The organism is Pseudomonas sp. CLCA07, assembly GCF_053615335.1.
In genome coordinates, this window is the sequence record NZ_CM132131.1 from 6,599,050 (window position 1) to 6,616,774 (window position 17,725).

Consider the following 17,725-nt stretch of genomic DNA (forward strand, 5'->3'; position numbering starts at 1 on the left):
CTCGCGATAGCGGTGTATCAGTCGATAAAGATGTCGAATGTGAATCCGCTTTCGCGAGCAGGCTCGCTCCCACAGTGGTTGCGTTCATTCATTTAGTAGAGGCATTCAACGGCCATCGCCGTGGCTTCGCCGCCGCCGATGCAGATTGCTGCAACGCCGCGTTTCAGGCCTTTCTGGCGCAGGGCCGAGAGTAAGGTTACGAGAATCCGCGCACCAGACGCACCGATCGGGTGGCCCAAGGCGCACGCGCCGCCGTGAACGTTGACCTTCTCGTGAGGAATTTCCAGTTTGCTCATGGTCACCAGACTAACCACGGCGAAAGCTTCGTTCACTTCGAACAGATCGACCTGGTCCAGCGACCAGCCGGTTTTCTTCATCAGCTTCTTGATCGCGCCCACCGGTGCCACCGGGAACAAGCCCGGGGTGTCAGCAAACGCTGCGTGCCCGTGAATCACTGCCAGCGGTTTCAGCCCTTGTTTCTCGGCTTCGGAACGGCGCATCAACACCAGTGCCGCCGCGCCATCGGAGATCGAGCTGGAGTTCGCCGCTGTCACCGTGCCGCCGTCGCGGAACGCCGGTTTCAACGAAGTAATCTTGTCCAGCTTGGCTTTCGGCGGCTGTTCGTCATTGCTGATCAGCACCTGTTCTTTACCGACCATGACCGACACCGGGACGATCTCGGCATTGAAGCTGCCGTCCTTGATCGCCTGCTGCGCGCGGGTGGTCGAGGCGATGGCAAACGCGTCTTGAGCTTCTCGGGTGAAGCCGTTGGTTTCGGCGCAATCCTCGGCAAAGGTGCCCATCAGGCGACCCTTGTCGTAGGCATCTTCCAGACCGTCGAGGAACATGTGATCGAGCACACGACCGTGGCCCATGCGATAGCCGCTACGCGCGCGGTCCTGCAGATAAGGCGCGTTGGACATGCTTTCCATGCCCCCCGCCACCACCACGTCGGCGCTGCCAGCTACCAGCATGTCGTGGGCCAGAATCGCCGCTTCCATGCCCGAACCGCACATCTTGTTCAGCGTGGTGCAACGGGTCGATTTATCCAGCCCGGCCCCTAGCGCTGCTTGACGTGCCGGCGCCTGGCCGAGGCCGGCGGACAGTACGCAGCCGAACAGCACTTCTTCGACCGATTCGGCGTTGATGCCGGCGCGTTCGACCGCCGCGCGGATCGCTGCTGCGCCGAGTTGCGGCGCAGTCAGACTTTTCAGTTCGCCCTGAAAACCGCCCATCGGGGTACGGACGGCGCTGACGATAACGATGGGATCGTTGGCAATAGTCATGACAAATCTCCTTACTTGGCGGCCATGCGCAAGGCACCGTCGAGACGGATCACCTCGCCATTGAGCATGCTGTTTTCAATGATATGCCGGACCAGCGCGGCGTACTCGCCCGGTTTGCCCAGGCGCGGCGGGAATGGCACGCCGGCGGCCAGCGAATCGCGGACTTCCTGAGTCATGCCGGCCATCATTGGCGTTTCAAAAATACCGGGGGCGATGGTCATCACGCGGATACCAAAGCGCGCCAGCTCACGGGCGGCGGGCAAGGTCAGGCTGACAATGGCACCTTTGGAGGCGGCATAAGCGGCCTGGCCGATCTGGCCGTCATAGGCGGCGGCCGAGGCGGTGTTGATGATCACGCCGCGCTCGCCGTCGGCATCCGGCTCGGTTTCAGCGATGGCAGCAGACGCCAGACGCAGCATGTTGAAGCTGCCGATCAGGTTGACGTTGATCACCTGGCTGAAACTGGCCAGTGCATGCGGGCCGTTTTTGCCGAGGATTTTCTCGCCACGCACGATACCGGCGCAATTGACCAGCCCATTCAGGCCGCCAAAGGCTTTGACCGTCGCTTGCACCGCCGCTTCGGCGGCCGCTTCGTTGCTGATGTCCGCGACCACGCTTTTCGCGCCAAGACGTTCAGCCTGGGCTGCAACAGCCTCGGCATTCATGTCCACCAGCATCACTTTGGCGCCGGCAGCGACCAACATTTCCGCCGTTGCCGCGCCCAGACCGGAAGCACCGCCGGTGACGAGAAAAACCTTGTTTTCGATCTGCATCATTGTTTCCTTGGATTCAAGCTGAAACGTTCTTCGCTGCGGCCTCTTGAGCCTTGGCGATTTCCTGGTTGCGCAAGATAAAGCGCTGCAATTTGCCGCTTGGGGTTTTCGGCAACTCGCTGACAAATTCAATTTCACGGGGATAGGAATGCGCCGCCAGACGCTTGCGCACATGTTGGCGCAGCTCCTCGGCCAGCTCCGGTGTGGCGCGGTATTGCTCGCAAATCACGACGAAGGCCTTGACCAGTTCGGTGCGCTCCGGATCGGGTTTGCCAACCACAGCCGCCTCGATCACGGCCGGATGCTCGATCAACGCACTTTCCACGTCGAAAGGGCCGACGCGGTAGCCGGATGTGGTGATCACGTCATCACTGCGACCGACGAAGCTGATGCTGCCGTCCGGGTTCCACTCCACGGTATCCCCACTTAAATAATAGTCGCCGACGAACGCTTTGGTCGGCGCGCCTTCGTAGCCGTTGAACCAGCACATTGGCGACTGTGTGCGGTCGATGGCCAGAATGCCTGGCTGGCCGACGCCAAGTTCTTTGTATTGGTCGTCCAGCACCACGATGCGGTGGCCAGGTGAAGCAAAACCGGCGGCGCCGACATGGACCGGGTGCTCCAATGCGTGGTGGTTGCACAGGACCATGCCCAGTTCGGTCTGACCGTAATGGTCGTGGATGACCACGCCAAGATTGTCGGCAAACCAGCGGATCACTTCCGGGTTAAGCGGCTCGCCGGCGCTGCTGACGATGCGCAGCTTGCCCTTGATCGATTTGGCGAACTCGTCGCCGCCAGCGATCAGCAGACGGTAAGCCGTTGGTGAACCGGTAAGGTTGGTGATCCCGTATTTATTGATCACCCGGCAGGTGCTTTCGAGGGTGAACGGACCATCGTAAAAGGTGATCGGATGCCCCATCGCCATCGGCCCGGTCACGCCGAAATAGATGCCGTAGGCCCAGCCCGGATCGGCAACGTTCCAGAACGCGTCTTCGGGGCGCAAATCCACGGCGTCGCGGGTGTAGCTCTGGAACGCGACGATGGCTTTGAGCGGCACCGACAACGCTTTCGACGGGCCGGTGGTGCCCGAGGTGAACATCAGCAGGAACGGGTCTTCGCCGGTCAGCAGCACCGGTTCGCAATCTGGGGAATAATTGGCCAGCTCGGCCCAGAAGCTGTAATCGCCACGGACGATGCCTTGGCCTTTTGCGCCGCCGACGGTAACGATGGTCGGGCAGTCGGCCACTTCAGCGAGTTTCGAGCGATTGACCGCGTCGGTCACCACGACTTTGGCAGCCGAGCTGCCGAGGCGGTGTTCGATGGCTTTCGGGCCGAAAGCGGTAAACAGCGGCTGATACACCGCGCCGATGCGCCAGGTGGCGAACACGGTGATCAATAATTCGATATTGCGTGGCAGGAGACCGGCGACCTTGTCGCCCTTCTTCACCCCTTGGGCCAGCAGGAAATTGGCAAAGCGCGCGGCTTTGTCCTGCAAGTCGCTGAAGGTGTACGTGGCGCTGGCGCCGTCGCGACCTTCCCAGAACAGCGCGATGCGCCCTGGCAAAGCATGTCGGTCACAACACTCGACGCAGGCGTTGAGGGCTTGCAGGGAACCGCTGAGCGCGGCGTCGACGGTGTGCTGATAATTGAACTGTGATGAAGCAGACAGATAATCGCGCATTGCCAGAATCCCTTTGTATTTTTATTAGGCTGGGGGGAACCGTAAAAAACCAGAGAAATACTCGCTCTGTGGGCAGAACTGGGCAATGGTCAAAGTTATCAAGTTGCTTGACTGGTTTGGCCAAGGTTTGAAGGATGTATCGCCTGGGCGGACGCCATCGCTGGCAAGCCAGGCTCCTACAGAAGCCACACCAAAAATCTTGTAGGAGCCTGGCTTGCCAGCGATGGCGTCGGCACAAGCACGACAACGGCGGATCAGTGCGCCTCGTTCAGAATCAAACTCCGGTAATGCCCCGGATTAGACCCCGACCACTTGCGAAACGCCTTGTAGAACGAACTGGCATCAGCAAACCCCAACCGCGTGGCGATCTCGGCAAAGCTGATATTCGGCTCCGCCAGCCAGACAATGGCCAGTTCCTTGCGCACGCTGTCCTTGAGCCCTTGATAGGTCTGCCCTTCCTCCGCCAGGCGCCGGCGTAAGGTCGAGGCCGACATGCACAGTTGCTGCGCCAGCGGCTCGGTTTCCGGCCACTGTGCGGCGGGGAGTTGCCGCAAATCGTGTTTGATCCGGCTTGCCAGGCTCTCTGGATCACGGTACTTGACCAGAATATTGGCCGGTGCATGGGCCAGAAAGCGCTTGAGTTCTTCAGCGCTGCGCTTGATCGGCAAATCCAGGCAGTCGGCCGAGAAAATCATCCGGGTGCGCGGCCGGTCGAAGCGCAGGTTCTCGGAGAACATCACCTGATAGTCATCGCAAAAATCCGGCGCCGCACAGCGTAATTCCACCGCCAGAATCGGTATCCGCCGTCCCGCGAGCCAGCAGGCAACGCCATGAACGATCATCCAATAGGTGAAATAGGTGAAGGCGCGGCGCGGGTCCTGGTCGTCTTCCAGCAGCACGATTTCGGCCAGGCTTTGTTGGCGAACCAGTTGCGCGGGCATGTGTTCAAGCATTAACGACAGAAAGCTCAGGCCTGACGTCAGCCCGGCGCCAAGGCTCGGCTGGACCATCGAACAGCGGCACAGAAACTCCAGGCTGCCGGATTTGAGCTTGCGCGGGTCCATGCCAAAAAACTCGTCGTCGCCTCGCCGGGCCAGTAAGCGCCAGAGCCGCGCATACGCGGTGGCCGGGACGCGGGCATTGGCGTTTTGCAGCAGCGCTGGTTCGATACCGACCTTGTTCAACACCTCTTCGGTGGCCTGGCCGGGGGTGCAACTCTGCAGCAGCGCTTCGCGCACCAGTTGAATGGAGATGGTGTCTTTTTCCGACATTGAGCGCGGTGAGCCTTGTTGTTTTTTGAGTGCGGGCATCTTACCGCACGCAGCTCCCTGCGGGAGATCCGCTGTGGGCCAGAACCCTTGTAGGAGCGAGCTTGCTCGCGAAAGCGGTGTGTCATTCAACTTCAATTGTGACTGACAGGACCCCTTCGCGGGCAAGCCCGGCTGCTACAGGGGATGTGTGAACACTGGAGATCAACTGTAGGAGCCGGGCTTGCCCGCGATGGCATTATCACTGCCACCGATATTCCTCCAGCTTGCACCTAACCCGCGCTACCATCCCCCGCAAACTATAAAAGCTCACGGAAGACTCACCCATGACTACCCCCGCCTTCGACCTGCGCCCCTTAATGGTCGCCAACATGGCCTGCTCCATGTCGATGATGGCGTTCGTCTCGCTGATCGGCCCGATTGCCCGGGTACTAGGCCTTGCCACCTGGCAGGCCGGTGCGGCGGTGACGGTGTCCGGGGTGATCTGGATGCTGCTCGCCCGCCCTTGGGGCCAGGCCAGTGACCGCTATGGTCGGCGACGTATTCTATTGATCGCCACAGCTGGCTTCACCCTCGCCTATTGGGCCTTGTGCCTGTTCATCGACGCGTCCTTGCGCTTACTGCCGTCGGCACTGCTGGGGTTTATCGGCTTGATGATCGGGCGCGGATTGATCGGCGTGTTCTACGCAGCGATCCCGGTAGGTGGCAACGCATTGATTGCTGACAACATCGAACCGCAACACCGTGCCAAGGCCATGGCGGCTTTGGGCGCCGCCAACGCCTGCGGCCTGGTGATCGGGCCGGCCATCGCCGCGTTGCTGTCGCGTTTCAGTTTGAGCCTGCCGTTCTATGCCATGGCCGTCCTGCCGTTGTTGGCCTTTCTGGTGTTGCGCTTCAAACTCAAGGGTCAGGAACTGCACCTGCGGCAAGCACCGCGCAAGGTGCGCCTGAACGACCCACGCCTGCGCCGGCCTATGGCGGTCGCATTTGTGGCGATGCTGTGTGTGTCGATCGCGCAGATCACCGTCGGTTTCTTCGCCCTGGACCGGCTCGGCATGAGCCCGGCCGACGCCGCGCAAACGGCGGGCATTGCGCTGACCATGGTCGGTTTTGCATTGATCTTTGCGCAATTGCTGGTGCGCCGTCTCGAATGGCCGCCGCTTCGGTTGATCCGCGCCGGTGCGCTGGTGGCGTCCCTGGGATTTGCTGGCAGCATCCTTGCGAATACCGCGTGGGGGTTGTGGCTGTGCTTTTTCGTTTCGGCGGGCGGGATGGGGCTGGTTTTTCCGTCATTCGCCGCACTGGCAGCGAATGCCGTGGACGCCTCGGAGCAAGGCGCGACCGCAGGCTCCATTGGCGCGGCGCAAGGGTTTGGCGTGGTCATCGGGCCGTTGGCGGCCACGTTGATCTATGACCTCGAACCACGCCTGCCCTACCTGGTGGCCGCCGCGCTGCTGCTATTGGTGGCCCTGTGGCCAAAGCCCCCGGCAGCGTTAAGCGTTACAGAATCCGATAGAGCAAACGCTCAATCCGCACCCGACTGACGCGCGTAAGGAACTTGGCCACGGCCGGCGGGTAGTCCAGCAGCGTTTCGAGGTCTTGGTAACGCTCGATGCGGCTGGTGTTCTGGAAAATTTCGACCAGTTCGGCCTCGCGTGGCTCAAGCAATTCGCCCTTCGGGTCATCGATCAGCAGCGCGTTTTCCAAATCAAGACGGAAGGCCCGCGGGTTGAGGTTGTTGCCGGTCAGCAAGGTATAACGCTGGTCGATCCACATGCCTTTGAGGTGATAGGTGTTGTCGCCATCACGCCACAAATGCAGGTTCAGTTTGCCGCTGTCGATGCTGTGCTGATGCTTTTTGGCAAAGCGTCGCAGGCTGATCTCGTACAGATACGGCAGCGCTGCGATCACCTTGAACGGCTCGCTCGGCGGAATGTAGAAGTCGTTGGCGGTCTTGTCGCCAACCACAATGTCGACCTTCACGCCCCGACCCAGCGCCCGGTTGATTTCCCGGGTCACCGCCAACGGCAGGTTGAAGTACGGCGTGCAGATGGTCAGTTGGTGCTGGGCACTGGCGATCAACTCGCAAATCACCCGATTCAATGGATTGTTCTTGCCAACTCCAAGCAACGGGCTAACCGACAAACCGCCCTTCAGCGTGGTGCCCGCCGTGGTGTCGTACGTCGCGTGCTTGAGTCGGCTACGCAAGTCGCCGATGTCGTGGCGCAGGCTACGGGTGGTCGGCAGGTTCGGCAAATCGAGACGGTGCACGGCCTTGGACGCAATGAAGCCGTGCTGGATCAGATGCTGCATCGAATTGGCCAGCGCCTGGTTCTGCAGTACGTGATATCGGTCGAATCGGTATTTATCGAACTTGTGAAGATAAACGTTGTTCAGGCTCGCACCGCTGTAAATCACGCAATCATCGATCACGAAGCCCTTCAAATGCAGCACGCCGAACAGTTCGCGCGTCTGCACCGGCACGCCATACACCGGCACTTCACTTGCGTGGGTGCGGGTCGCTTCCTGATACCACGCCGAGTTGCCCGGTTGCTTGCCGGCACCAATCAAGCCGCGCTGGGCGCGCAGCCAGTCCACCACCACGACTACGTCCAGTTCCGGACGCGCGAGTTTGGCGGCGTGCAAGGCATCGAGAATTTCCTGGCCGGCCTCATCCTGTTGCAGATACAGCGCGACGATATAGATACGGTGCGTGGCCTGGGCGATTTTCTCCAGCAGGCAACGACGAAACTCGGCAGCGCCGGAAAGGATGGTGACGGCATCGGCGGTCAGCGGAAAACTGCGCAGTTTGGGCAGCAGAGAGCGTTTGAAAAGCGACGGCATAGGGCTCGCAGTGGGTCGAATCCGGAGAATTCATGAGCTTACACCATGGATCGGTTCGGGTCTTCCGGTGTTGTTCAGGGCCCCTTCGCGAGCAGGCTCGCTCCCACATTTGAAATGCGATCCCCTGTAGGAGTGGCGGTGCGACGATTCGACTTGCCCGCGAAGGGGCCATAACTGGCGACTAAAAATTCAGGTTGACCATGGAGAACGATCGTTCTACTGTTCGCAACATGAACGAATTAACCAGCAACGACACACGCGACATCATTCTGGATGTCACCGAAAAGTTGATCTACAAAAGTGGCATCGCGGCCACCGGCATGGACCTTCTGGTGAAAACCGCTGGCGTCTCCAGAAAAAGTATTTACCGCTACTTCGCCAACAAGGAAGAACTGACCGTCGCGGCCCTGCAACGCCGCGATGTGCGCTGGATGCACTGGTACAAGAACGCCGTCGATCAGGCTGAAACACCCGCCGACCGGCTGCTCAACCTGTTTACCGTGCTCAAGGGCTGGTTCACCTCGGAAGGCTTCCGCGGTTGCGCCTTCATTAACACCAGCGGCGAAACCGGCGACCCGCAAGACCCGGTTCGCCTAGTCGCCAAAGAGCACAAACAAAAGCTGCTCGACTACGTGCGCGAGCTCTGCACCGAACATGGCGCTACCGACCCGGACATGTTGGCCAAACAGCTGCTGATCCTGATCGACGGTGCCATTACCGTGGCGCTTGTCATGGGTGATCACAGTGCTGCCGATAATGCGCAATGCATGGCACGAAAGTTATTGGACTTGTAACACTTCATATAAGCCCGACAACGTGTTTGAACTTTAATTTTACTGGGAGACTATACATGTCTAACGCTGAAGTTCGTCCTCCATTACCGCCCTTCACCCGTGAATCGGCCATCGAAAAAGTTCGCTTGGCCGAAGACGGCTGGAACTCTCGCGACCCGGTACGCGTGTCGCTGGCTTACACCCTGGACACCAAATGGCGTAACCGCGCCGAGTTCGCCAACAACCGTGAAGGAGCCAAAGGTTTCCTGACCCGCAAATGGGCCAAGGAACTGGATTATCGCTTGATCAAGGAACTCTGGGCCTTCACCGGCAACCGCATCGCCGTGCGTTATGCCTATGAATGGCACGACGACTCGGGCAACTGGTTCCGTTCCTACGGCAACGAAAACTGGGAGTTCGACGAGAACGGACTGATGGCCAATCGGTTTGCCAGCATCAACGACCTGCCGATCAAGGAAAGCGAGCGCAAATACCACTGGCCGCTGGGGCGCCGGCCGGATGATCACCCAGGGCTGTCTGACCTCGGCCTATAGCACCCTGTAGGAGCCGGCGGTGCGGCGATCCGACTTGCCCGCGATAGCGATGTCACAAGTAACTGAAGTGTTGAATGTGTTACCGCTATCGCGGGCAAGTCGGATCGCCGCACCGCCGGCTCCTACAGGGATTCGGGTGAGGCATAGATCCAATGTGGGATCCAGACGGGTCGCCGCAGAAGTCGGATCTAGGTAAGATACCGGCCCTTCCCCGCAGCCCTTTCCTGCACCCCGCCGAATAAGCCGATTCCATGCCTTTCGAACTCAGCGTTGACCTCACCACTTTGGCCATTTTGGCCGTTGTTGCCTTTATTGCCGGTTTCATCGACGCGATTGCCGGGGGTGGCGGTCTGCTGACCACCCCGGCACTGCTGACCGCCGGCCTGCCGCCGCATCTGGTGCTGGGTACCAACAAGTTGAGTTCGACCTTCGGCTCGGCCACCGCCAGTTTTACCTTCTACCGTCGCAAGCTATTCCATCCCCGGCAGTGGGTGCACGCCATCGTCGGCACACTGATCGGCGCATTAACCGGTGCCGTGGTCGCGCATTACTTGCCGGCCGAGTGGCTGAACAAAATGCTCCCGGTGATCGTCTTCGCCTGCGGCGTGTATCTGTTATTCGGCGGCACACCCAAGGCACCGCTGGACAGCGATGCACCGATCAAGAAAAAGTGGCAATCGACCCAAGGTTTCAGCCTCGGTTTCTACGACGGCGTGGCCGGTCCCGGCACGGGTGCGTTCTGGACCGTCAGCAGCCTGCTGATGTACCCCATCGATCTGGTGAAGGCCAGCGGCGTGGCGCGCAGCATGAACTTCGTCAGCAACATTGCGGCGCTGTCGGTATTTGTGTTTTCCGGGCAGGTGGACTGGATCATCGGCCTGAGCATGGGCCTGTCGGTGATGGTCGGTGCGTTCTTCGGGGCTCGCACCGCCATCAGTGGCGGCGCGAAGTTCATTCGACCGGTGTTCATCACCGTGGTGTTGGGCTTGACCGTGCGCTTAGCCTGGCAGCACTGGTTCAGCGTGGCCTAAGCGCCGCGCCACATAGACATCAATCAGGTAACGGGCAATCGAGCGCGACGCCGGCAACGGCGGCAGCGCGTGAACGTTGAACCACTGGGCGTCTTCGATTTCGTCTTCCTGACAGACAATCTCGCCACCGGCGTACTCGGCATGGAAACCCAGCATCATCGAATGCGGGAACGGCCAGCACTGGCTGCCCAGATACTGGATGTTCTTGACCTCGATCTGCACTTCCTCGCGAACCTCGCGAATCAGGCAGTCCTCGGCCGACTCACCCGGCTCGGCAAACCCGGCCAGCGTGCTGTAGACCCCACTGACGAAACGCGGCGAACGGGCCAGCAACACTTCATCACCACGGGTCACCAGCACGATCATGCTCGGCGAAATGCGCGGGTAATAGCGCAAATCACACGGTTCGCAGTACATCGCCCGCTCACGCGGAACTTGCATTGCCGCCTGACCGCAGTTGCCACAAAAGCGATGCTCACGGTACCAGGTGCCAATCTGTGCGGCGTAGCCAAGCACCTTGTACACCGTGTGATCGCCTTCAAGCATGAACGCCCGCAGACCTTTCCAATTGCAACCCGCAACGTCGCTGGAACTGCGCAGTTCCAGCAGATAGACCGCCTCTCCGTCCAGATGGCCAATGCCATGCTCGGCGAGAATCGAAAGGTCCTGACGCTTGAGCCATTCGCGCGGAAACAGTGCGCCATTGTCATCGAACAGGAAGCCTTCCGGGCTGCGGGCCACGGCCCAGCCGCCGGGTTGATCGGTGTCCAGTACTGCGGTGGTCCAGCGTGAAGTCATTTTTAATCAATCCAGAAATTCGGGCTTCTGTTTGCTCATATGGGCAGCCATGGCCACGCGCAAGTCAGTGGATTGCAGCATGGCAGCGTTCCAGGTGGCGACGTATTCGAGGCCGTCGTCGATGCGATGGTCGCGCATGTAACTGATCATCTCCTTGGTACCGGTGACCGCAATCGGTGACTTGCTGGCGATTTGCCAGGCAATGCTCATGACGCCATCCAGCAGGCTGGCGCTGTCGCTGTAGACGCGATTGACCAGGCCGATGTTGCGCGCTTCGTCGGCGCCAAAGGTGCGACCAGTGTAAGCCAGTTCACGCAGCATGCCGTCACCGATGATGCGCGGCAAGCGTTGCAACGTACCGACGTCGGCCGCCATGCCGATGTCGATTTCCTTGATGGAAAATTGCGCGTCTTCGGCGGCGTAACGCATGTCACACGCGGCGATCAGGTCAATCGCGCCACCCAGGCAATAGCCCTGAATTGCGGCCAGCACCGGTTTTCGGCAATTATCGACAGCGTTGAAGGAGGCTTGCAGGGCGAGGATCTTGCGGCGCAGCAGGCGCGCGTTGCGGCCGACATCCTTGCCCAGTTCATTGGCTACGCCGGCCAGCATCATCAGGTCGATGCCGGAGGAGAAATGCTTGCCGGCGCCGCTGAGGACCACCACGCGAACTTCGTCGGTGTCGTCGATCCACTGGAAAATCTCGATGATCTCGCTCCAGAACGCGGCGTTCATCGAGTTGATCTTTTCCGGGCGGTTGATCTGCACATGGGCGATGTTGTCGGCGAGTTCGACGGTGAACGCAGTGTACTGAGACATGCAGTGATCCTTTTACCGGGCAAAAAATGAGGCCCGGACTATAACAAGGCATGGGTGGGGTGAGTAAGGCAGTGGTTCGGCCAAAAGCGGGACTCGGCAGGGTTTTGTGGTGTCTGGGCCGGCCCTTTCGCGAGCAGGCTCGCTCCCACAGGGGATTTGTGTGGGAGCGAGCCTGCTCGCGAAGGCCACACCGCTGATTTAACGGCCCTTCCCCCCCACAAACGCCAACGAAGGCACTGCGGTAGTAATGCTGTCGAACACAGCGCCAAGGTTTGCGTTTTCCTTGCAAAAATCGCCAGATAGAAATGAATAATTGTTCTCACTGCGGTGTTCTTATTACATGACCCAAAACGATCGTGGTTTTAACCGAAACCCGTAACCCTTGGAGCCTTGCCCATGAACGTGCGCTTTGCTGTTTTCACCGCCCCGCTGCTGCTTGCCGGTTGTCTGACGGCTGCGCTGACCAGTTCGCTGGCCGTGGCCCATGGCGACGATGACGCGCCCGCCAAACCCAACTGCCCTAAAGGCCAGGTCTTCGACTCCAGATCGCAAAAATGCCTCAAACAAACCAGCAGTCTGGTGCCGGATGACGACCGCACCAATTATGCCTATCGTCTGGCCAAGGACGGTCGTTACGAAGAAGCCTTGGCCCTGCTCGATACGCTAAAAGAACCGAATACTGCCAAAGCCTTGAACTATCGCGGTTACGCCACGCGTAAACTGGGGCGCACCGACGAAGGCATCGGTTACTACCTGCAATCGGTCAAACTCGATCCGCGGTATGCGCAAGTGCGCGAATACCTCGGCGAAGCGTATGTGATCAAAGGACGGCTGGACCTGGCTCAAGAACAGTTGCAGCACATCAAATCGATCTGCGGCAGCACCTGTGATGAATACCAGGACCTGGCCGAAGCCATTAACGATTCATCGAAAACCTGACACCTGGTACAGACGGAGGTCGCCATCGCCAGCGATCAAACAATCAAGGCCGAACTGGGCCAGCATTTAGCGCGTTTGTGGCGCTATGGCTTGTTGTTGTCCCGGCAACGGCATGTGGCCGAAGACTTGGTGCAGTCGACCTGCGTGCGGGCGCTTGAGCGTGCCGGGCAGTTTGACCCCGAGACGCGCATGGACCGCTGGCTGCTGAGCATTCTGCATTCGATCTGGCTCAACGAAGTGCGCTCCCGAAGGGTACGCCAGGGTCAGGGATTGGTGGATGCCGAAAGCCAGTTGTCGTTTGACGGCGAGCACGCGGCGCAAACCCATGTGCGCGCGGCTCAAGTGATCCGGCGAGTGGACGCGTTGCCCGAAACCCAACGCGAAACGGTGTACCTGGCGTACGTCGAAGGTTTGTCGTACCGCGAAGTCGCCGAGGTGCTGCAAGTGCCTATTGGCACGGTCATGAGCCGGCTGGCCGCTGCACGGGTAAAACTGGCCGAATATCCACCGCTGCATGCCGTACCGAACCCTTTCACGGGAGAACGTCGATGAACGATCGCGCCACACCCTCAGACGAGCAACTCGTGGCCTATCTCGACGACCAACTCGATGTCGAACAACGCACTCGCATCGACACGGCCCTCGCCGAAGACTCGACGCTCAACCTGCGCCTGCAATGGCTGGCCCGCAGCAGCCTGCCGTTCAAGGAGGCTTATGCCGAAATGGGCCAACAGGCGCCCCTGGACCGATTGCAGTTCATGCTCGACAGATTACCGTCCCCTGAGCGCCCGTCGATGAATCGCCGCTGGTTTCTCGCGGCCGCGGCCAGTCTGGTGGTCGGCAGCGTGGTGGCGGACCGTTTGTTCCTCAGTTGGCAATCGAGCCAGCAAAAGCCCAATTGGCGCGGGCTGGTGGCGGATTACATGTCACTCTACGTACCAGAAACCCTGGAGCATCTGCCCAGTGATGAATCCACGCAAAGGGCGCAACTGCAAGTCATCGATACGCGCCTGGGCCTGAACCTGTCGCCGGCAAAACTGGTCCTGCCACGGTCCGAATTCCGGCGCGCGCAAATCCTTGAATACGAGGGTGTGCCCATTGCGCAGATTACCTACCTGGACCCGGTGCATGGCCCGATTGCGCTGTGCGCGACCCGTTCCAACAGCGGCAGTCGACACTTCGCCCGTGAACGCCGGCATGGCATGAACGTCGTGTACTGGGCAGACATGGAACACGCCTGGATGCTGATCGGACACAACCCGGCATCGGAGCTCGAAGACATGGCCAAAGTGTTGCGAACCCGGCTTGGCACATAGTTCTGTAGCAGCTGCCGAGCCCGCGAGGCTGCGTTCGAGGACGTAGTCCTCGCGAATCGGGGTTGTGTGGTTTTTCTGAAATAACCGGTTGCCTGATTTTACGAGGACTGTGTCCTCGAACGCAGCCTCGCAGGCTCGGCAGCTGCTACAAAGAAAGCGTCAGGGTTGAGTGGGTAACCACAAACGGAACCGCGCGCCGCCTAGCGGCGACGGTTCGACTGTCAGTGTGCCACCTTGCGCTTCCAGCGCCCGACGGCTGATCGCCAGTCCCAGGCCAAAACCACCCGTCGCCCGATCCCGACTGCGATCCAGCCGATAAAACGGTTCGAAAATCCGCTCCCGCTCGTCATCCGGAATACCGATCCCATCGTCATCCACCCAAATCTCACAGCCCTTCGCGCACACTTGCACACTAATCTGAATGCGCTTTTCGCAATAGCGCATGGCATTGCGCAGCAGGTTCTGAATGGCGCGGGCGGTCAGGCGCGGGTCAAGCGTGAAGCGTTCGAGTTGGCCGTGAAGCCGCACGTCCATCACGACGTGCGGCGACTCCAGTTCTTCATCAACGCTCCCCAGGATGCTGTCGATAAACTCATCCAGCGACACTTCAACCTGCTCCGGCAACTGTGCCGGGTTTTGCAAGCGGCTGTAGGACAGCAACTCCAGGACCAACTCATCGAGTTCGCGGATGTGCGCGACCAACGCTTGCAAGCGCTCGCGACTGGCCGCGGGCAAATCGTCGGACAGCGCCAGGGCCAGGCCGAAATCCAGACGGGTCAGCGGCGTGCGCAGTTCGTGGGATACCGCGTTGAGCAAGTCGCGCTGCTGGTTGAGCAGGTTTTCGATGTCACCGGCCATGGTGTCAAAGACATTGGCCAGGCTGCCGATGTTGGAGTGTCGGGAAATCTGCGTGCGCTCGCTCAAGAGGCCTTTGCCGAAGCGTTCGGCGGTGCGTTTGAGGCGTTCCAGATCGCGCCAGTGCGGACGCAGCCACAGCAGCAGGCACGCGAGCATGGTCGCACCGATCAGCACGTTGATGCTCCAGTACAACAGGCTGACGTCCATTGGGTCCGGCGGCACAACCATTTGTACGACCAATTGCTCGTTCAGCGGCGCCACGGCCAAAGTGCGCCAGCCCCAGTCGCCGATGCGCACCACGTTCTCGCCTCGCTGCAGGCTTTCGCGCTCGAACAGGGTGAAATCGGGATCATCATTGCGCGTCAACACGATGTGTAGCGGGGCGAAATCCTTGTCCATCTCGACCGCCATTGCCGGCCATTGAGCTTCGGGCACGGCGTGGAATTGTTTGACGATGAGGGTTTGCAAGCCGCGCGAATAGTCGAGGTTGTAGGTGACGAAGCGCTCATGGAAGACCTTGACCACCAAGTCTGGCACCAGGTAAATCGCCGCGCTGAACGAAACGATGGTCACCAGGTACAGGCGAAACAGAATCCTGAACATCGTCTCAGCATTCCCACTCTGAACGGCTGAACAGGTAACCCTTGCCCCACACGGTTTTGATCTTGCGCGCCTCGCCCGCGTTGTCGTCGAATTTGCGTCGCAACTTGGAAATCGCCACGTCCACCGAGCGGTCGGTACCGTTGAATTCGATGCCGCGCAGGCGTTGCAGGATCTGGTCGCGGCTCAGCACTTCGCCGGCATGTCGGGCCAGTACCACTAAAAGGTTGTACTCGCCGCTGGACAGCTCGACCAGTTGCTCGCGCCACGTCACGGTGCGCTCGGACAGGTCGATGCACAGGTTGCCCATGAGGATACGGTCGTTGACGGCTTGCGGCTCGCCAAGACTGCTGCGGCGCAATAGTGTGCGTACGCGGGCCAGCAAAACACGGGGCTCGCAGGGCTTGGTGACGTAATCGTCGGCGCCCATTTCCAGGCCCAGGACTTGATCGTGGCTGTCGTCGCGGGCGGTGAGCATCAGGATCGGCAGCGTGGCCGAATCTGCGCGCAGCAAGCGGCAGACTTGCAGACCGTCGAGGCCCGGCAGCATCAGGTCGAGGATCACCAGGTCCGGGGGATTGACCCGCGCGCGCTCACGCACGTGGTCGCCACGGCTGATCACGCTGACTGAATAGCCGTTGCGTTCCAGGTAGCTGGCGATCAGTTCGGAGAGCGCGGTGTCGTCTTCGACCAAGAGGATGTTGGGCATGGGTGTTTCCAGAAAGTGCAGTGGCGACTGATAGTCCGCTTTCGCCGGCAAGCCGGTCTCGCTCCCACAAGGGATTTGGTGTGAACACAGATTCTGTGAACAGCCCCAATCACCTGTGGGAGCGAGACCGGCTTGCCGGCGAAAGCGGCCTGACCGTCGCAAAAAGTTTCAAGCTGCGAAGGATATACGCCCTCACCCCCGCCTGAGCAAAACCCTTACACAATTTCACACAGCACCAACAAAGCTTCACCGCTACCCTCGTCGGCTCCCCGTAGGATGCGGGGGGTCAATATTGGGGTATTTCCATGTCAAAGAATCTGCTTGCCGCGTTCGGCCTGCTTGCACTGGCGCTGACGCTTAGCGCCTGTGACAAGTCCTCCAACGCCGAAGAACAGGCACCGCTGGCCACCGTGCGTATCGAAACCATCGAAGCCCGACCGCTGTCGATCACCAGCGAATTGAGCGGGCGGATTGCTGCGCCGCGGATGGCCGAAGTCCGCGCCCGTGTCGCCGGCGTCGTGTTGCAACGCACCTTCAATGAAGGCAGCGATGTGAAAAAAGGCGACGTGCTGTTCCGTATCGATCCGGCCCCGTTCAAGGCTGACCTGGACAGCGCCGAAGCCGCGTTGCGCAAAGCCGAGGCCAATGCGTTCCAGGCCCGTCTGCAAGAGCAGCGTTATGCCCAGTTGATCGAAGGCAATGCCATCAGCGGCCAGGATTACGACAACGCCCGTGCCAACGTGCGGCAAACCGCAGCGGATGTCGCCGCCAACAAAGCGGCCGTGGAGCGGGCGAAACTCAACCTCGGTTACGCCACGGTCACCGCACCGATTTCCGGTCGCATCGGCCGCGCGCTAGTCACCGAAGGCGCGCTGGTCGGGCAGAACGAAACCACGCCTCTGGCGCTGATTCAGCAACTCAACCCCATTCATGCCGACCTGACCCAGTCGACCCGCGAACTCAACGACCTGCGCAGGGCCTTCCGCTCCGGCCAGTTGCAACAAGTCGGTCAGGGTCAAGCCAAAGCCACGTTGATTCAGGACGACGGCAGCCTCTACCCGCTACCGGGCAAGCTGCTGTTCACCGACATTACCGTGGACCCCGGCACTGGCCAGATCATCCTGCGTAGCGAGTTCCCCAACCCGGACCTCGACTTGCTACCCGGTAGTTTCGTGCGTGTACGTTTGGAACAAGCGGTGAACCAGCAAGGCATCAGCGTGCCGCAACGGGCGATCCAGCGTGACAGTGCCGGTATTGCGCAAGTGTTGCTGCTCGACGCCGAAGAGCGCGTTGGCTTGCAACCGGTTGAACTGGGCGCGGTGCAGGACGATCGCTGGATCGTCACCGGCGGTCTCAAGCCTGGCGACCGCATTGTCATCGAAGGCCTGCAACACGCGCGCCCCGGTGAGCAGGTCCAGATCGACAGTACCCCTCTTCCACTTGCCCAGGTTTCTGGTCAGTAAGCAGGACGCTTTT

The 17,725-nt window shown here is 60.2% G+C and carries 17 protein-coding genes; 8 read left to right on the forward strand and 9 right to left on the reverse strand.

Going from position 1 to position 17,725, the window contains the following annotated elements; genetic code table 11:
- Positions 1–92: 92 nt before the first annotated feature.
- The 4 genes from ACWGZX_RS30220 to ACWGZX_RS30235 all read right to left on the reverse strand — a co-directional run bounded on the left by ACWGZX_RS30220 (position 93) and on the right by ACWGZX_RS30235 (position 5,011).
- Positions 93–1,286 carry an acetyl-CoA C-acyltransferase gene (locus ACWGZX_RS30220; RefSeq protein ID WP_452626680.1) on the reverse strand — a complete coding sequence of 398 codons (1,194 nt, stop codon included), beginning with the start codon at positions 1,284–1,286 and terminating at the stop codon, positions 93–95.
- Between the two features lie 11 nt (positions 1,287–1,297).
- On the reverse strand, positions 1,298–2,059 hold the full coding sequence (locus ACWGZX_RS30225) for an SDR family NAD(P)-dependent oxidoreductase (RefSeq protein WP_452626681.1): 762 nt from the start codon (positions 2,057–2,059) through the stop codon (positions 1,298–1,300).
- A gap of 16 nt (positions 2,060–2,075) precedes the next feature.
- The gene (locus ACWGZX_RS30230; RefSeq protein ID WP_223513588.1) at positions 2,076–3,740 is read right to left on the reverse strand and encodes an AMP-binding protein; all 1,665 of its coding nucleotides are present in this window, start codon (positions 3,738–3,740) and stop codon (positions 2,076–2,078) included.
- A gap of 254 nt (positions 3,741–3,994) precedes the next feature.
- A complete protein-coding gene (locus ACWGZX_RS30235; protein ID WP_452629089.1) occupies positions 3,995–5,011 on the reverse strand; it encodes an AraC family transcriptional regulator in 1,017 nt (338 codons plus the stop codon).
- Between the two features lie 323 nt (positions 5,012–5,334).
- Here ACWGZX_RS30235 and ACWGZX_RS30240 point away from each other — a divergent pair, with 323 nt between their 5' ends.
- Complete coding sequence (locus tag ACWGZX_RS30240; RefSeq protein ID WP_452626682.1) at positions 5,335–6,552, forward strand: MFS transporter; 1,218 nt, start codon at positions 5,335–5,337, stop codon at positions 6,550–6,552.
- Here ACWGZX_RS30240 and pssA read toward each other — a convergent pair.
- The gene (gene pssA / locus ACWGZX_RS30245) at positions 6,509–7,852 is read right to left on the reverse strand and encodes a CDP-diacylglycerol--serine O-phosphatidyltransferase (protein ID WP_452626683.1); all 1,344 of its coding nucleotides are present in this window, start codon (positions 7,850–7,852) and stop codon (positions 6,509–6,511) included. The genes ACWGZX_RS30240 and pssA overlap by 44 nt on opposite strands.
- Positions 7,853–8,082: 230 nt before the next feature.
- Between pssA and ACWGZX_RS30250 the strand changes: the two genes are divergently transcribed.
- The 3 genes from ACWGZX_RS30250 to ACWGZX_RS30260 all read left to right on the forward strand — a co-directional run bounded on the left by ACWGZX_RS30250 (position 8,083) and on the right by ACWGZX_RS30260 (position 10,210).
- Positions 8,083–8,646 carry a TetR/AcrR family transcriptional regulator gene (locus ACWGZX_RS30250; RefSeq protein ID WP_452626684.1) on the forward strand — a complete coding sequence of 188 codons (564 nt, stop codon included), beginning with the start codon at positions 8,083–8,085 and terminating at the stop codon, positions 8,644–8,646.
- Positions 8,647–8,702: 56 nt separating this feature from the next.
- Complete coding sequence (locus ACWGZX_RS30255; RefSeq protein ID WP_452626685.1) at positions 8,703–9,179, forward strand: nuclear transport factor 2 family protein; 477 nt, start codon at positions 8,703–8,705, stop codon at positions 9,177–9,179.
- Positions 9,180–9,430: 251 nt separating this feature from the next.
- Positions 9,431–10,210 (forward strand): TSUP family transporter, encoded by a 780-nt coding sequence (locus ACWGZX_RS30260; RefSeq protein WP_223513583.1) that lies wholly within the window; start codon positions 9,431–9,433, stop codon positions 10,208–10,210.
- On the opposite strand, the gene nudC is transcribed toward ACWGZX_RS30260, so the two are convergent.
- Both nudC and ACWGZX_RS30270 read right to left on the reverse strand, forming a co-directional pair.
- Positions 10,178–11,008, reverse strand: a complete 831-nt coding sequence (gene nudC / locus ACWGZX_RS30265; protein ID WP_452626686.1) for an NAD(+) diphosphatase — start codon at positions 11,006–11,008, stop codon at positions 10,178–10,180. The genes ACWGZX_RS30260 and nudC overlap by 33 nt on opposite strands.
- Before the next feature lie 6 nt (positions 11,009–11,014).
- Complete coding sequence (locus ACWGZX_RS30270) at positions 11,015–11,827, reverse strand: crotonase/enoyl-CoA hydratase family protein (RefSeq protein ID WP_452626687.1); 813 nt, start codon at positions 11,825–11,827, stop codon at positions 11,015–11,017.
- A gap of 396 nt (positions 11,828–12,223) precedes the next feature.
- Between ACWGZX_RS30270 and ACWGZX_RS30275 the strand changes: the two genes are divergently transcribed.
- The 3 genes from ACWGZX_RS30275 to ACWGZX_RS30285 are packed head-to-tail and all read left to right on the forward strand — an operon-like array spanning position 12,224 to position 14,082.
- A complete protein-coding gene (locus ACWGZX_RS30275) occupies positions 12,224–12,766 on the forward strand; it encodes a tetratricopeptide repeat protein (RefSeq protein WP_452626688.1) in 543 nt (180 codons plus the stop codon).
- Positions 12,767–12,820: 54 nt separating this feature from the next.
- Complete coding sequence (locus tag ACWGZX_RS30280; protein ID WP_223513891.1) at positions 12,821–13,318, forward strand: RNA polymerase sigma factor; 498 nt, start codon at positions 12,821–12,823, stop codon at positions 13,316–13,318.
- Positions 13,315–14,082 carry an anti-sigma factor family protein gene (locus ACWGZX_RS30285; protein ID WP_452626689.1) on the forward strand — a complete coding sequence of 256 codons (768 nt, stop codon included), beginning with the start codon at positions 13,315–13,317 and terminating at the stop codon, positions 14,080–14,082. Before ACWGZX_RS30280 ends, ACWGZX_RS30285 begins: the two co-directional genes overlap by 4 nt.
- Before the next feature lie 159 nt (positions 14,083–14,241).
- Here ACWGZX_RS30285 and ACWGZX_RS30290 read toward each other — a convergent pair whose 3' ends face one another.
- Together ACWGZX_RS30290 and ACWGZX_RS30295 are read right to left on the reverse strand one after the other, a co-directional pair.
- A complete protein-coding gene (locus ACWGZX_RS30290) occupies positions 14,242–15,543 on the reverse strand; it encodes an ATP-binding protein (RefSeq protein WP_452626690.1) in 1,302 nt (433 codons plus the stop codon).
- Between the two features lie 4 nt (positions 15,544–15,547).
- Positions 15,548–16,249, reverse strand: coding sequence for a response regulator (locus ACWGZX_RS30295; RefSeq protein WP_452626691.1), 702 nt, complete (start codon positions 16,247–16,249; stop codon positions 15,548–15,550).
- Positions 16,250–16,554: 305 nt separating this feature from the next.
- On the opposite strand from ACWGZX_RS30295, the gene ACWGZX_RS30300 reads away from it, so the two are divergent.
- Positions 16,555–17,712, forward strand: a complete 1,158-nt coding sequence (locus ACWGZX_RS30300) for an efflux RND transporter periplasmic adaptor subunit (protein ID WP_452626692.1) — start codon at positions 16,555–16,557, stop codon at positions 17,710–17,712.
- Positions 17,713–17,725 lie beyond the last annotated feature (13 nt).